This is a genomic window from Allobosea sp. 2RAB26 (assembly GCF_052115465.1).
Taxonomy (GTDB): Bacteria; Pseudomonadota; Alphaproteobacteria; order Rhizobiales; family Beijerinckiaceae; genus Allobosea.
Window position 1 is genome coordinate 75,772 of sequence record NZ_JBFRGS010000021.1, and the last position, 13,556, is coordinate 89,327.

A 13,556-nucleotide genomic window follows, 5' to 3' on the forward strand; every position below is an offset into this window, starting at 1 on the left:
ATCCGTTCTCCAATCTCGCCGACAGAGCGACCCGAAGGGTCAGGAGCTGCTTGCAGCGATGGCGGGATAATCCGTGTATCCCGCCGCACCTCCGCCATAGATCGTAGCCGGGTCGACAGCCGCTAGCGGTGCGCGGGTCTCCAGCCTCTCCACCAGGTCGGGATTGGCGATGAAGGGCCGGCCGAAGGCGAACAGGTCGGCCTTGTCCTCGGCCAGCCGCGACGTCGCGAGGTCGAGATCATAGCCGTTATTGGCGATATAGGCATTCTTGAAGCGGCGGCGGAGCGAGCCGAAATCGAACGGCGCGACATCGCGCGGTCCACCCGTGGCGCCCTCGACGACATGGATGTAGACGATGCCCAAGGCATCGAGTTGATCGACGATGTAGTCGAACTGGGCCTGGGGGGCGCTGCTCGAGACACCGTTGGCGGGCGAGACCGGCGAAATCCGGATACCCGTGCGCGCAGCGCCGATCTCCTCGGCCACCGCAGCCGTAACCTCCAGCATCAGCCGGGCCCGGTTCTCGATCGATCCGCCATAGGCGTCCGTCCTGACATTGGCCCCGTCCTTGGCGAACTGGTCGAGCAGATAGCCGTTGGCGCCGTGGACTTCCACGCCATCGAATCCGGCCGCGATCCCGTTCGCGGCAGCCTGCCGGAAATCGCTCACGATCCCTGGCAGCTCGTCGAGGGCCAAGGCGCGCGGCTCCGAGACATCGAAGAAGCCGTTGTTCACAAACGTCTTGGTCGCAGCCCGGATCGCCGACGGCGCGACCGGAGCTGCCCCGTTCTCCTGGAGGTCGACATGGCTGACGCGGCCGACATGCCAGAGCTGCAGGAAAATTCGGCCGTCCTTGGCATGCACTGCGTCCGTGACCTTGCGCCAGCCGTCGATCTGAGCCTGGGAGTAGATGCCGGGCGTGTCCTGGTAACCCTGTCCCTGCTGCGAGATCTGCGTGGCCTCGGATATCAGCAGGCCAGCCGATGCGCGCTGGCCGTAATACTCCGCGGCGAGATCGCCCGGAACGAAGCCCGGGCCGGCGCGGTTACGTGTCAGAGGCGCCATCACGATCCGATTGGAGAGGATCAGCGACCCGAGAATATAGGGCTCAAATAGGGTTTTGCTCGTCATGGGTCACCTTTGCTTGTCCCCCCGTAGTAGCGGGATCGTTTGTCGAGATGGCTTGGTTGGTGCTCAGGCGACCCCGCGGTATCGCTCGGCGGGATGTTCGTTCCGATAGTTCGGAAGCATGGCCTGGCGCGCGGCCTGAAGCGCGTCCCACTGCCCGGCATCGGGAAGCGGCGGGATGGTGACCGGCTCGCGGCGGTCAAAGCCGACCAGCGCCGCATCGACCAGATCGCCCACCTCCATCACATTGGACAGCGTGTCGACGTCGGCGCCAACATGCCCCCAGATCTCGGTTCGCGTCGTGGCGGGCAGCACGGCCTGGACGTAAACACCCTTCGGCCCGAGCTCGAGGCTGAGTCCCTGCGACAGGAACAGCACGAAGGCTTTGGTTGCGCCGTAGACCGTCATGCCGAACTCCGGCGCCAGGCCGACCACGGAGCCGATGTTGACGATCGCTCCTTCGCCGGCCTTCGCAAGACGCGGGGCGATGGCGCTGGCAAGCCGCAGAAGCGCTGTCGTGTTGAGCGCAACCAGCCGCGCGACATCTTCGGTGCTCTGCTCGATGAAGCTTCCGCCGATCGCCGTTCCGGCATTGTTGACGAGGACCCCGATGCGGTCGTCATCGCGCAGCCGCGTCTCTACCGTTGCAAGCTCGTCGGCCTTGGTGAGGTCAGCCGAGATGATGTCGATCGCCACGCGATTTTCCTGACGGAGACGAGCCGCCAGAGCCTCCATGCGTTCCGTGTCACGGGCAACCAGCACGAGGTCGTGTCCGCGGCGCGCGAAGCGCTCGGCATAGGCGGCTCCGATGCCGGTGGAGGCGCCTGTGATGAGGACTGACGGACTGGCGGTCATGGCATTGCTCTTTTCTTTGCTGAAGCCTATATTCATGACAGCTATCATGATTGAGATTTAATATGATGATCATCATGTAAATGTCAACGGAGCCGGCGGAGAATTTTGAAATGAAGGTCAGTCGAGACCAGATGGCGGAGAACCGTCGCCGGATTCTGGAGGTTGCCAGCCGGCTGTTTCGCGACAAGGGGTTCGACGCGGTCAGCGTGGCGGAGGTGATGAAAGCCGCCGGGCTCACCCATGGCGGCTTCTATGGCCATTTCAATTCGAAGGACGACCTGATCGCGCAGACCCTTGCCCATGTCCTCGCCGCGGACACAGGCGAAGGAGGCGATTTCCGCGCTTATGTGGATGCCTATCTGTCGCCCCGTCATCGCGACGACTGCGCCGGGGGGTGCCCGACGGCGGGACTTGCAGCGGCCATCCGCCTTCAGACCCCCGCGGCACGCGCGGCCATGACCGCAGGCCTTCGCTCGCAGATCGCCCGTATCGGCAAGGCGCTCCCGGTGCTGGATGCGGCAGGCAGCCGCCGCGCGGCGATCGGAAGCTTTGCAGCGATGGTGGGGGCCGTAATCCTCGCCCGCGCGATCGACGACCCAGCGCTTTCGGATGAGATCTTGGAACAGACGCGTGAGTGGGTTGATGCTGGGATCAACCCACAGTCTGCCACCTAGTCAATTGCCCCTGAAGCAGACCTTCGACAAGTCGGCTACGGGCCAATTTCGGTCGCCGCCCCAACGGGCGGCGAGTGTCCGACTTGGGTCGCCATTCCCGGACATTGGCGATTGCTCGGAAGCGGACATCGCGACAGGCCGCCTTGCCACCTACACTTGCCCATGCGGGCGATGAGCGGGAGTGACGCTTGCAGCAAACGGCGACACCAAAAACCCGCCGCATTCCTTCAATGGCGAGCCACTTCAAGCCTCGCCCTGTAGCCTCTGCGCGACCGAGGCTATCGGCGTGATCCGGTCAAAGGGCAGCAACTGCGGTTGCGATCCGCTGACATGCTTGTTTCAGCAATTGCTCGGAAGCAGCGAAGGAAATGCGGATATGTCCATCCAGGCCGAAAGCACTTCCTGGAACGCCCGCGACTTCGCCTTGCTCCAGCAGGTAAGTCGCAAGGTCAGCGTCATTCGAAATGCGCTTTTCCTGCGGTGTGGTCTTGCCGACCAGGCTGGAGATATCAATGAAGACGTAGAACGCGCCCTCGGGACGGATGATGCGCAGGCCGGGCACGGCTTCGAGAGCGGCGGCGACGAGGTCGCGCCGCTTCGCATATTCTGCGCCGGCCTGGCCAACGAAATCCTGTGGTCCGGTCAACGCCGCCAGTGCCGCGGCCTGCGAGACCGAGGACGGGTTACTGGAGCTCTGCGACTGCAGCTTGCCGATCGCCTTGATCAGCCCTTCCGGGCCGGCCGCGTAGCCGATGCGCCAGCCTGTCATGGCATAGGCCTTGGAGACACCGTTGACGATCATGGTGCGGTCGCGCAGCTGCGGGCAGGCCTTGGCGAAAGAGGTGAAGCGGTGGCCATCATAGAGGATGTGCTCGTAGATCTCGTCCGACATCACGAGCACGTTCGGGAAATCGGCGAGAACTGTGCCCAACGCCTTCAGCTCCGCCTCGCCGTAGGTCGCGCCGCTCGGGTTCGACGGTGCGTTGAGGATGAGCCAGCGCGTCCTTGGCGTCAGTGAGGCGCGCAGCACCTCGGGTGAGATCTTGAAGCCGGTCTCCGCCGTACAGGCGACGACCTTCGGTGTGCCGCGCATCAGCAGCACCATGTCGGTATAGGACACCCAGTAGGGGGCCGGGACCAGCACCTCGTCCCCCTCTTCGAGCGTCACCATCAGCGCGTTGAAGATGACCTGCTTGGCGCCGTTGGCGACCGAGATCTCGCTCGGCTTGTAGTCGAGCCCGTTTTCGCGGGCGAACTTGTCAGCGATCGCCTTCTTCAGCTCGGGAGTGCCGTCGGCCGCGGTATAGCGCGTCTGGCCGGCACGCGCCGCGGCGTAGGCGGCGTCGATGATATGCGCCGGCGTGTCGAACTCCGGCTCGCCGAGGCTGAGGTCGATCACCGGCCGGCCCTCGGCGACCATTTTGCGAGCCTGGAGCGAGATCGCCATGGAGGGCGACGGCTTCACCTGCCGGATGATGCTGTTCTCGTAGTTCATGGTCTCAATGATCCTGCTGCTGAAGCGCGGTCAGCCGTTCCGCACGTAATCAAGGCGCTGGTCGCGGCTGCGTGAGTCCGGATCGCGCTCCGCAGCTGGGCCGTAGCCGCCGCCGCCCGGCAGCTCGAGGATGAGCCTGCGCCCGGCGGGCACGTGCTGGCGGCCCTTGGCCCGCAGTTTCGTGCCGTCGTCGAGGTGAACGGCGCCGGGCTGACCATCCTCGCCGCCCTCGCGGCCGCGCGCCGGGTGCTCGATGCGGTCGAACATGGCATTGAACGAAATTTCATGCCCTGCCTTGGGCGCAATCTCGACGACCTGGCCAAGTCCGCCGCGATAGCGTCCATTGCCGCCCGAGTCGTCGCGCAGTTCCTTGCGCCAGAACACGACGGGCCCGACATGCTCCGTCGCCTCGATCGACATCGAATGCACGCCGCTGGGGAAGGCGGTGGCTGACAATCCGTCGAGGGTCGGACGGGCTCCGGTGCCGCCGGAGTTGAATAGCAGCACCTCGGCGCGCTGGCCGCCATCGGCGGGAGCTTCCGCGCCCTTGAGCGGGCGGACGCTGACATGGAGATTCCAGAGCGCCCCGGAGCCCTCCGCCGGAACCGTACCGGGCAGCATCTTGTGCACGGCGCCGAGCACAGCGTCGGGCACGAGATGGCCGAGCACATGGCGCACCGCGACCGGCGCCGGTCGCTGGGCGTTCAGGATGCAGTCGGTTGGTGCCGACACCCTGAAGGGCAGGAGCGAGGCGTAGTTGTTCGGGACTTCCGGCACCAGCGAGCATTTCAGCGCATAGCAGGCATAGGCCGCCGAATAGATGATCGGGCAGTTGATGCCGAGCGGGCTCGGCGGCGAGGTCCCCGCGAAATCGACAAGGATGTGGTCGCTCGCCACGTCCATGCGCACGGCAATGTCGATGGGCGAACCATAGCCGTCGACGCGCATGACGTTGTCGTAGCTGCCATGCGGCAGAGCCTTCAGCCGTTCGAGCGTCGCTTCGAGGCTGCGATCGAAGATGAACGCACTCAGTCCCTCCAGGTCGGAGAGCTTGAACTCGCCCATCATGTCCATGAGCCGGCGATGGCCGATCTCGTTGCAGGCGGCGAGCGAATAGACGTCACCGACGACCTGATGCGCCTCGCGGACATTGTTGCGCAGGATGTTGACGAGATCCTTGTTCACCTTGCCGCGCTCGGCGAACTTCATGATCGGGACGAAGATGCCCTCTTCATAGACCTCGTTGGCATCCGGGCCGAAGCCGCGCCCCCCGACATCGACGACGTGAGCCGTGCAGGCGAAGAAGCCGATCAGCGATCCGTCGCGGAACGAGGGAGAGACGACGGTGAAGTCGTGAAGATGGCCTGTGCCCTTCCAGGGGTCGTTGGTGATGTAGACGTCGCCCTCGAATATCTCCTCGCGGCCGATGTCGCGGATGAAATGTCCGACGGCTTCCGCCATGGCGTTGACGTGGCCAGGCGTGCCGGTGACGGCCTGGGCGATCATCTGCCCGGCCTGGTTGAACACTCCGGCCGAAAGGTCGCCCGATTCCCGTACCGAGGTCGAGAAGGCGGTGCGGATCAGGGTGATGGCCTGTTCCTCCACGACGGAGATCAGGCGGTTCCACATGATCTGCATGTGGACGTTGGAGAGTGCGTTGGTGCTCATGCTGGCCTCCCTCAGGCTGCGCGCTTGCTGCGCAGGAGCAGGCACCCGTCGGCCTGCATGATCGCCTCGCGGCTGGCTGTAACGATTGTCGAGGTCTCGCGCTCGGTGATGACGGCAGGCCCGGTGACGACGTCGCCCGGCTTCATGACCTCTCGCCCCACCACTGCGGCATCGAGGAAAGCTCCGGTTTGCGCGTCGAAAATGCGCCGCCGGGCGGCGGCCGCGAGGGCCGCCGGATTTTCGGCCCAGGCGACCGGCTGGGCCGGCGGGACCTCCGAGGTCGCGCGCAGCGACCAGCTGACGATCTCGACATCGAGACCATCGATCAGGCGGCCGAAGAAGCGCTCATAGGCCTCGTCGAAGAGGGCCCGGAAATGGGCGCCATCGGCTTGCGCGTAGTCGCGGACCTCGACCGTGACCGGCACCTCCCAGCCTTGGCCGACATAGCGCATATAGGCGGTGCATTCGAGCGTGGGCGACGCATCGGGGGCGCCGCTGCGCACGAAGGCCGTCGCTTCCTCCGAGAGGTCGCTGATCAACGCGTTGACCGTTTGCGCATCGAAGCGCGTGAGCTTGAGATAGGCGCTGCGCACGGATTCGAAGCCGAAGGGTGCGCGCAGGAAGCCGATCGCCGAGCCGACGCCGGCTCCGGGCGGAATGATCAGCTCGCCGACGCCGAGCTTCTCGCACAGCCGCGCGGCATGAATCGGGGCGGCGCCGCCGAAGGCGATCATGGTGAACTCGGCCAGTTCCTTGCCGTTCTCGACCGCATGCATGCGGGCCGCGTTGCTCATGTTCTCGTCGACGACCTCGCTGAGGCCGAAGGCTGCGGTCGTCGTGTCGATGGCGAGCTTGCCGGCGACATCGCGGTCGAGCGCGGCGGTCGAGGCTTCGGTCGAGAGCTTGATCGCGCCACCGGCGAACGCGTCCGGATCGAGCCGGCCGAGGACGAGGTCGGCATCGGTCACGGTCGGCCGGTCGCCGCCGCGGCCATAGCAGGCCGGGCCGGGTTCGGAGCCGGCGCTGTGGGGGCCGACGCGGATCTGGCGCATGGAATCGACGCTGGCGATCGAGCCGCCACCGGCGCCGATCTCAACCATCTCGATCACCGGGATCGAGATCGGCATGCCCGAGCCCTTCTTGAAGCGATAGGTGCGGGCGACCTCGAAGGTCTTGGCCGTCTTCGGCACCTGCCCCTCGATGAGGCAGATCTTCGCGGTTGTCCCGCCCATGTCGTAGGAGAGCACCTTGTCGAGCCCGTAGCGCGCCGCGATATGGGCCGCAAAGATCGCCCCGCCGGCAGGGCCAGATTCGAGCAGGCGCACCGGAAACTCAATCGCGCTCTCGACGCTGATGATACCGCCGCCGGAATGGATCATGAAGACTGGGCAGGTCAGGCCTTCCTCGTGCAGCCGGCCGACGAGGCGGTTGAGATAGGAGGCCATCAGCGGCTTCACATAGGCGTTGGCGCAGACCGTGTTGAAGCGCTGGAATTCGCGCATCTGCGGCGAGACCTCGGACGAGATCGAAACCGAGATCTTCGGCAGGCGCTCGCGCAGCCTGTCGCGCACCTGGCGCTCGTGCTTGCCGTCGATATAGGAATGAATCAGCCCGACAGCGACGCTTTCGAACCCGCCGGCCGCAATGCGATCGCACAAGGCGTCGAGCTCGGCCGGATCGATCGGCTTCAGCACCGATCCGTCGGCGCCGAGACGCTCGTCCAGCACGAAGCGCTCGTCGCGCGGCACCAGCGGCGCCGGCAGGATGATGTCGAGATCATATTGCTCGAACCGGCTTTCGGTCCTCATCTCGATGACGTCGCGGAAGCCCTTGGTGGTGATGAAGGCGGTACGCGCGCCGCGGCGCTCGATCAGCGCGTTGGTGGCGAGGGTCGTGCCATGGATCACAGTGTCGATCTGCCCAAGCGACACCCTGGCGATCTCGGCCACCTGGCGGATGCCGTCGACAATCGCCTGTTCCGGGAAGGAGTAGTTGGTGAGGACCTTGGTCGAGAACAGCGTCTCACCCACCTCCATGGCGACGTCGGTGAAGGTACCACCGATATCGACGCCGACCCTGATCTGCTTGCCGTCTATCGTCATGTCCGTGCCACTTCATTCCTTGGACGCGTTCGCGTGACTCTGATGCGGGATCGCTTGCGGCAACACGAAGCCTGCCCGGATCCAGGAGATCCAGATTGCCGTGCTGCCTGTCTGGGAACCGCGCGGGACGTCCCGCGCGCGCATGTCGATCGTGCTATTCGCCGGTGAAATTGACGCCCGGCAGCGTGGTCGGCAGGGCCGGGCGTTCAGCGCCGATCCACTTCTTGTAGAGTGCGTCGAGCGTGCCGTCGGCGCTGCGGCGCTTCACGAAGTCGTTCAGCCAGTCCAGCATCTGCTTGTCGCCCTTGCGGACGGCCATGCCCTGATAGTTGTCGGCGACCTTGTACTTGCGCTCGTATTTGTCGGCGTTGCCCGTGCTGGCGATGACCAGGCCGTAGGTGATGCTCCCCAGGATCGCGTCGACCTGGCCGGCCAGCAGCGCCTGAACGGTCGAGGCATCGTCATCGAAACGGCGGATCTGCGTGCCCGCCGGAGCCGCCTTGACGAGGATCGGGTCAAAGACGCTTCCGCGGTTCACCCCGATGACATATTTGCCGAGGTCTTCGTTGCCCTTGATCGGCGCGTCCTTCTTGGCCCAGAGGGTGATGTCGTTGGCGGAGTAGGGCAGTACGAACTGGATGACCTTGGCCCGCTCTTCCGTGATGGTCATCGAGGGGACCAGGATGTCGGCGGTGCCCCCGGTCAGCAACGGGATGCGGTTCTGCCCGGTGATGCGGGCATATTCCGGCTTGACGCCGAGGTCCTTGGCGACGAGCTCCGAGATCTCGATATCGAAGCCTTCGTTCTTGCCGGCGGCGTTGATGAAGCCCCATGGGAACTGGTCCATCTGCACGCCGATGATGATCTTGCCCTTGGCCTTGATCTCATCGGGCGTGAGGGCCCTGGCCGGTGCAATACCTAGCGCCAGCGCAGCGATTGCGCTTGCTGCGAGCCCGAGCACGCCAGCGCGGGTGAGTTCAACTCTCTTCATCGCAAATCCCCTTTTTCTCGTAAGCCGGGCCGACCCCGGCATGTCTCGCCGCTAGCAACCGGCTTGAAGGCGCTTCTCGATCCGGGCGCTGGCGAAGGTCAGCGGGAAGCAGATCAGAAAGTAGATGAGGGCGACCGCGCCGTAGGTCTGGAGCGGCTGGAAGGTGATGTTGGCCATAAGCTGGCCGGAGCGCGTGAGTTCGGTCAGCCCGACCAGCGCGGCGAGCGCCGTGCCCTTGATCAGATTGACCAGGAAGCCGACCGTTGCGGGCAGCGCGATCCGAAACGCCTGCGGCAGCACGATGTCGACCATGCGAGAGACGTAGCCGATGCCGAGTGCGTTGGCGGCCTCGGTCTGTCCCTTCGGCACGGCCTCGATGCTGCCGCGCCAGATTTCGCCGAGGAATGCGCTGGCGTGCAGCGAGAAGCCGACGATCAGCGCGCCCCAGATGCCAAGGGAAAGGCCAGCGAGCTGGAGGCCGAAATAGAAGAAGAAGAGCTGCACCAGCAGCGGCGTGCCCTGGAAAATCTGGATATACGTGGCCGCGGCCCATCGCAGCCAGCCCGATTTGCTGGTGCGCGCGAGCGCAATGGCGAGCCCCGCAACGCCGCCCGTCACGAGCGACACCAGTGAGAGCAGGATCGTCCACTGCGCGTGGGAGAGGACGAACAGGAATTCGTTGAAGCCGAACGGACGGATCATTCGAACCTCACTTCACCGGATAGGAGAAATAGACGCGCCCGATCGCCTGCAAGGCGATCGACAACAGCTGAGAGAGCGCGAGGTAGATCGCGCCGACGACGAAATAGACTTCGGTGCTTCGGAATGTCTGGGCGTCGATCGTCTGGGCGGCGTAGGTCAGGTCCTCGGCGGAAATCGAGGCCACGATGCTGGAGGTCAGCATCAGCAGGACGAACTGGCTGCACAGCGCGGGATAGACGGCGCGCACCGCCGGGCGAAAGATAACAAAGCGGAAGATGTCGACGCCGTTCAGCCCGAGAGCTCGGCCCGCTTCGAACTGGCCTTTATGGATGGAATCCAGTCCGCCGCGGATGATCTCGGCCGTGTAGGCCGCGCAATTGAGAGAGAGCGCCAGGATCGCTGCCTGGTCCGTACCAAGCCGATAGCCCAGTGCCGGCAGGCCGAAGAAGATGAAGAAGACTTGGACGAGGAAGGGAGTGTTCCGAACGATTTCAATATAGCCGAGTGCAAACCCCTTGAGCGCTGCCCAGGAACTCGCGCGCATCAACATGAGCGCCACGCCCATGACCAGCCCCAGCGCGATGGAGATGCCCGAGAGCTTCAGCGTCTGGAGCGCGCCTTTCGCGAGTTCGGGCCAAGCCGCCAGAACAGGGCCGAAATCAAGAGCGTAGTTCATGTCCGCACCTCGACCGGCAGGGACCCATGTTTTCCGGGCTGCGAGAGCACGAGCATTCGGAGCCCCTCAATGGTTCAGGATCTGGCCGAGAAAGGCGCGGGTGCGCTCGTGTCTCGGATTGTCGAAGAAGGAGGCCGGAGGCGCGTTCTCGACGATCTGTCCCTGATCCATGAAGACCACCCGGTGCGCGACGGCCCGGGCGAAGCCCATCTCGTGGGTGACGCAGATCATGGTGATGCCGTCATCGGCGAGCGAGATCATCGTATCCAGCACTTCCTTGACCATTTCGGGGTCGAGGGCCGAAGTCGGTTCGTCGAACAGCATGATCTCGGGGCCCATGCACAGAGCCCGGGCGATTGCGACGCGTTGCTGTTGCCCGCCGGAGAGCTGAGCCGGATATTTGTGCGCCTGCTCAGCGATGCGCACGCGTTCCAGGAACCGCATGGCGCGCGCCTTGGCCTCGTCTGCGCTGGTGTTGCGCACGCGGCGCTGGGCGAGCGTGCAGTTCTCCAGCACCGTCAGATGCGGGAAGAGATTGAACTGCTGGAAGACCATTCCGACATTGCGGCGGATCTGATCGACATTGTCGCCGTCGCGGCCGAGCTCGACCCCGTTGACCCGGATTGTGCCGGACTGGGTGCCTTCGAGATGATTGATGCAGCGGATGAGCGTGGACTTGCCGGAGCCTGAAGGGCCGCACAGGACAATGTGCTCGCCCCTGGCCACGGTGAGGTCGATCTTCGTCAGGACCTGATGGCTGCCGAACCACTTGTCGACGCCGGCCATTTCGATCGCCATGTCGGACATGGTTGAAACCCCTCCCTCACTGCGCCGGTTGGCATCGAGCCTCTGGCGCGTCCGCTGAGCATTAAGTGCCACCCTGGATGCCGGCGGCCACCGGACCACTGCTAGCGCTGACGATCTCGTATGACAAGTTTGGCAATCCTGTCAAATGACTAAATAAATATCAGGCAACATGTATCTTGATCGCCTATCATGCAGAGAGTCTGCTTCGTCGGCAGGTCGGGAAAACGAGGGGCAGAATGGCGGCGCGGCGCGAAGGAGCAGGTGATGCGAGGCGGGGGAGCGGCACGCTGGCGGCGGTTATCAGTCAGGCCCTGCGAGATGCGATCCGGTCTGGCCGATTCCGCCCAGGCGAGAAGTTGCCGAGCGAGGCCAAGCTGACGGCAGAGCATGGCGTCAGCCGCACGGTCATTCGCGAGGCCATCGCGGCTTTGCGCGCCGACGGGCTTGTCGATCCGCGACAGGGCGCGGGGGTGTTTGTCCTGGAGCCCATTCTGGCGCCGGTGCTACCCTTCCAGAATGTCGATAATGCGCGGGTTTCCTCGGTGATCGAGCTTCTGGAGCTGCGCTCGCCGGTGGAGGTCGAGGCGGCCGGGCTGGCAGCCCAGCGCCGCTCCCCCGCCCAGGAAGAGGTGATCGTCGAGCGGCATCGTGCGATCATCGCCTGTATCCAGAATGAGCAACCGACGATCGAGGCTGACTTCGAGCTTCATCTTGCGATCGCCGAGGCGACAAACAACCCGCGTTTCGTCGAATTCCTGCGGATCATGGGCGAGGGGATGATCCCGCGCTCGGCCCTTCGCCAGCCTGATGCCGAGCGGTCGAGCGGCGATTATCTCCGCCGTCTCGTGGAAGAGCATGGGCGAATCGTGGCGGCGATCTCGAATGGGGATGTCGATGAGGCGAAGGACGCGATGCGTGTTCATCTCAACGGCAGTCAGCAGCGCTATCGACAACTTCTCAGACAGTTATAGAATTTATCATACAAGTTGTTGACTGAAGCCCTCTCCCTCGCTACGTCTCGTCGAGAACCTATCCACGATCGGCTGAGGGCTGTGAGATGAACCCAATCGAGTTGAAGTCGGCGCTGGGCGCGGGCCTGCTGTCTTTCCCTGTCACCGCGTTCGATGCGGCAGGGGAGTTTGCCAGCGAACCTTATCGTCGCCATGTCGAATGGCTTTCAGGCTTCGAAGCCGCAGCACTCTTCGCCGCCGGCGGCACGGGCGAGTTCTTCTCGCTCGCCCCATCGGAGATTCCGGGGATCGTTTCCGCAGCGAAGGAGGCGGCAGGCAAGACGCCGATCGTTGCAGGCTGTGGCTATGGTCCGCGCATCGCGGTCGAGATCGCCCGCTCGGCCGAAAAGGCCGGCGCCGATGGGATCCTGCTGCTGCCCCACTATCTGATCGACGCGCCCCAGGCTGGCCTCTTCGCGCATGTGAAAGCTGTCTGCGACAGCGTCGGGATTGGCGTGATGGTCTATAATCGCGACAATTCCATCCTGCAGGCCGATACGATCGCGCGGCTCGCCGAGGCCTGCCCCAACTTGATCGGCTTCAAGGACGGCTCCGGTGACATCGGCCTGGTAAGGCAGATCACGGCGACTTTGGGAAACCGACTGACTTATCTGGGCGGCATGCCGACAGCGGAGCTTTTCGCAGAGGCCTATCTCGGCGCCGGCTTCTCCACCTATTCTTCGGCCGTATTCAACTTCGTTCCGGCCTTGGCTGTCGAGTTCTACAAGGCGCTGCGCGCAGGTAATCGCGCGCGGTGTGAGCAGATTCTGCGCGACTTCTTCTATCCCTTCATGGCGCTCCGCAGCCGCAGCAAGGGCTACGCGGTTTCCGCGATCAAGGCAGGGGTTCGACAGCAGGGCTTCAAGGCCGGCGCTGTTCGGCCGCCGCTCACCGATCTGACGGTCGAAGAAGAAGAAATTCTGGCGCAGCTTGTCGCCAGATGTGCGTAAGCGGGTCCCGCATGGCATCCGATCAGGCGGGCGGCCGCAGGCTGCCCCCGTTCTGCGGGGTGAAAACGACACTTGACCCGGATGGCTCCGCGCTGGGCGCGTGGCCTCGAAGTCCCGCGAAAGCCAGATCATGACTGAGATTTTCAAGAACCTGATCGCCGGTGAACGGGTGAGCGGCTCGAACGCCTCGCGCAATATCAATCCCTCCAATACCAATGACGTTGTGGGCGAATATGCGCAGGGTTCGGTCGATGACCTGAACAACGCCGTTGCTGCTGCCAAGGCGGCGTTCCCGGCGTGGAGCCGCACGACCCCGCAGGAGCGCTACGAGATCCTGAAGAAGGCCTCGGACGAGATCCTCGCCCGCAAGGAGGAACTCGGCCGCCTGCTGTCCCGTGAAGAGGGCAAGACGCTGCCGGAAGGCATTGGCGAGGCGACCCGCGCCGGCCAGATCTTCGCCTTCTTCGCCGGCGAGTGCCTGCGCCTTGCCGGTGAGGC

13 protein-coding genes are annotated in these 13,556 nt (G+C 64.4%); 4 read left to right on the forward strand and 9 right to left on the reverse strand.

Annotated features, from left to right (window positions below; translation table 11 throughout):
* Positions 1 to 39: 39 nt before the first annotated feature.
* Positions 40 to 1,131: an alkene reductase gene (locus AB4118_RS29060; protein WP_441493021.1), complete on the reverse strand. Its 1,092-nt coding sequence runs from the start codon at positions 1,129 to 1,131 to the stop codon at positions 40 to 42.
* A 63-nt stretch (positions 1,132 to 1,194) separates the two neighbouring features.
* Complete coding sequence (locus AB4118_RS29065) at positions 1,195 to 1,983, reverse strand: SDR family NAD(P)-dependent oxidoreductase (protein WP_441493022.1); 789 nt, start codon at positions 1,981 to 1,983, stop codon at positions 1,195 to 1,197.
* 110 nt (positions 1,984 to 2,093) lie between these two features.
* On the opposite strand from AB4118_RS29065, the gene AB4118_RS29070 reads away from it, so the two are divergent.
* Positions 2,094 to 2,657, forward strand: a complete 564-nt coding sequence (locus AB4118_RS29070; protein WP_441493036.1) for a TetR/AcrR family transcriptional regulator — start codon at positions 2,094 to 2,096, stop codon at positions 2,655 to 2,657.
* A 295-nt stretch (positions 2,658 to 2,952) separates the two neighbouring features.
* Here AB4118_RS29070 and AB4118_RS29075 read toward each other — a convergent pair whose 3' ends face one another.
* From AB4118_RS29075 to AB4118_RS29105, 7 genes are all read right to left on the reverse strand, one after another.
* Entirely contained in the window at positions 2,953 to 4,152 is a 1,200-nt protein-coding gene (locus AB4118_RS29075) for a pyridoxal phosphate-dependent aminotransferase (protein WP_441493023.1), read from the reverse strand.
* Positions 4,153 to 4,182: 30 nt separating this feature from the next.
* Entirely contained in the window at positions 4,183 to 5,820 is a 1,638-nt protein-coding gene (locus tag AB4118_RS29080; RefSeq protein ID WP_441493024.1) for a hydantoinase B/oxoprolinase family protein, read from the reverse strand.
* An 11-nt stretch (positions 5,821 to 5,831) separates the two neighbouring features.
* The gene (locus tag AB4118_RS29085; RefSeq protein WP_441493025.1) at positions 5,832 to 7,922 is read right to left on the reverse strand and encodes a hydantoinase/oxoprolinase family protein; all 2,091 of its coding nucleotides are present in this window, start codon (positions 7,920 to 7,922) and stop codon (positions 5,832 to 5,834) included.
* Positions 7,923 to 8,076: 154 nt separating this feature from the next.
* Positions 8,077 to 8,913 carry a transporter substrate-binding domain-containing protein gene (locus tag AB4118_RS29090; RefSeq protein WP_441493026.1) on the reverse strand — a complete coding sequence of 279 codons (837 nt, stop codon included), beginning with the start codon at positions 8,911 to 8,913 and terminating at the stop codon, positions 8,077 to 8,079.
* 51 nt (positions 8,914 to 8,964) lie between these two features.
* The gene (locus AB4118_RS29095) at positions 8,965 to 9,615 is read right to left on the reverse strand and encodes an amino acid ABC transporter permease (RefSeq protein ID WP_441493027.1); all 651 of its coding nucleotides are present in this window, start codon (positions 9,613 to 9,615) and stop codon (positions 8,965 to 8,967) included.
* A gap of 7 nt (positions 9,616 to 9,622) precedes the next feature.
* Complete coding sequence (locus tag AB4118_RS29100; protein WP_441493028.1) at positions 9,623 to 10,291, reverse strand: amino acid ABC transporter permease; 669 nt, start codon at positions 10,289 to 10,291, stop codon at positions 9,623 to 9,625.
* Positions 10,292 to 10,357: 66 nt separating this feature from the next.
* A complete protein-coding gene (locus AB4118_RS29105) occupies positions 10,358 to 11,098 on the reverse strand; it encodes an amino acid ABC transporter ATP-binding protein (protein ID WP_441493029.1) in 741 nt (246 codons plus the stop codon).
* Positions 11,099 to 11,334: 236 nt separating this feature from the next.
* Here AB4118_RS29105 and AB4118_RS29110 point away from each other — a divergent pair, with 236 nt between their 5' ends.
* The 3 genes from AB4118_RS29110 to AB4118_RS29120 form a co-directional block, all read left to right on the forward strand.
* Entirely contained in the window at positions 11,335 to 12,069 is a 735-nt protein-coding gene (locus AB4118_RS29110; RefSeq protein WP_441493030.1) for a FadR/GntR family transcriptional regulator, read from the forward strand.
* A gap of 86 nt (positions 12,070 to 12,155) precedes the next feature.
* A complete protein-coding gene (gene kdgD, locus AB4118_RS29115) occupies positions 12,156 to 13,058 on the forward strand; it encodes a 5-dehydro-4-deoxyglucarate dehydratase (protein ID WP_441493031.1) in 903 nt (300 codons plus the stop codon).
* Positions 13,059 to 13,188: 130 nt separating this feature from the next.
* Positions 13,189 to 13,556, forward strand: a 368-nt coding sequence (locus AB4118_RS29120) for an aldehyde dehydrogenase family protein (protein ID WP_441493032.1), incomplete at its 3' end; no start/stop codon positions are given.

Coding starts and splice junctions, on each gene's coding strand:
- AB4118_RS29070 (WP_441493036.1), top strand. CDS start 2,094: ATGAAGGTCAGTCGAGACCAGATGGCGGAGAACCGTCGCCGGATTCTG.
- AB4118_RS29085 (WP_441493025.1), bottom strand. CDS start 7,922: ATGACGATAGACGGCAAGCAGATCAGGGTCGGCGTCGATATCGGTGGT.
- AB4118_RS29100 (WP_441493028.1), bottom strand. CDS start 10,291: ATGAACTACGCTCTTGATTTCGGCCCTGTTCTGGCGGCTTGGCCCGAA.
- kdgD (WP_441493031.1), top strand. CDS start 12,156: ATGAACCCAATCGAGTTGAAGTCGGCGCTGGGCGCGGGCCTGCTGTCT.
- AB4118_RS29060 (WP_441493021.1), bottom strand. CDS start 1,131: ATGACGAGCAAAACCCTATTTGAGCCCTATATTCTCGGGTCGCTGATC.
- AB4118_RS29065 (WP_441493022.1), bottom strand. CDS start 1,983: ATGACCGCCAGTCCGTCAGTCCTCATCACAGGCGCCTCCACCGGCATC.
- AB4118_RS29105 (WP_441493029.1), bottom strand. CDS start 11,098: ATGTCCGACATGGCGATCGAAATGGCCGGCGTCGACAAGTGGTTCGGC.
- AB4118_RS29075 (WP_441493023.1), bottom strand. CDS start 4,152: ATGAACTACGAGAACAGCATCATCCGGCAGGTGAAGCCGTCGCCCTCC.
- AB4118_RS29110 (WP_441493030.1), top strand. CDS start 11,335: ATGGCGGCGCGGCGCGAAGGAGCAGGTGATGCGAGGCGGGGGAGCGGC.
- AB4118_RS29090 (WP_441493026.1), bottom strand. CDS start 8,913: ATGAAGAGAGTTGAACTCACCCGCGCTGGCGTGCTCGGGCTCGCAGCA.
- AB4118_RS29095 (WP_441493027.1), bottom strand. CDS start 9,615: ATGATCCGTCCGTTCGGCTTCAACGAATTCCTGTTCGTCCTCTCCCAC.
- AB4118_RS29080 (WP_441493024.1), bottom strand. CDS start 5,820: ATGAGCACCAACGCACTCTCCAACGTCCACATGCAGATCATGTGGAAC.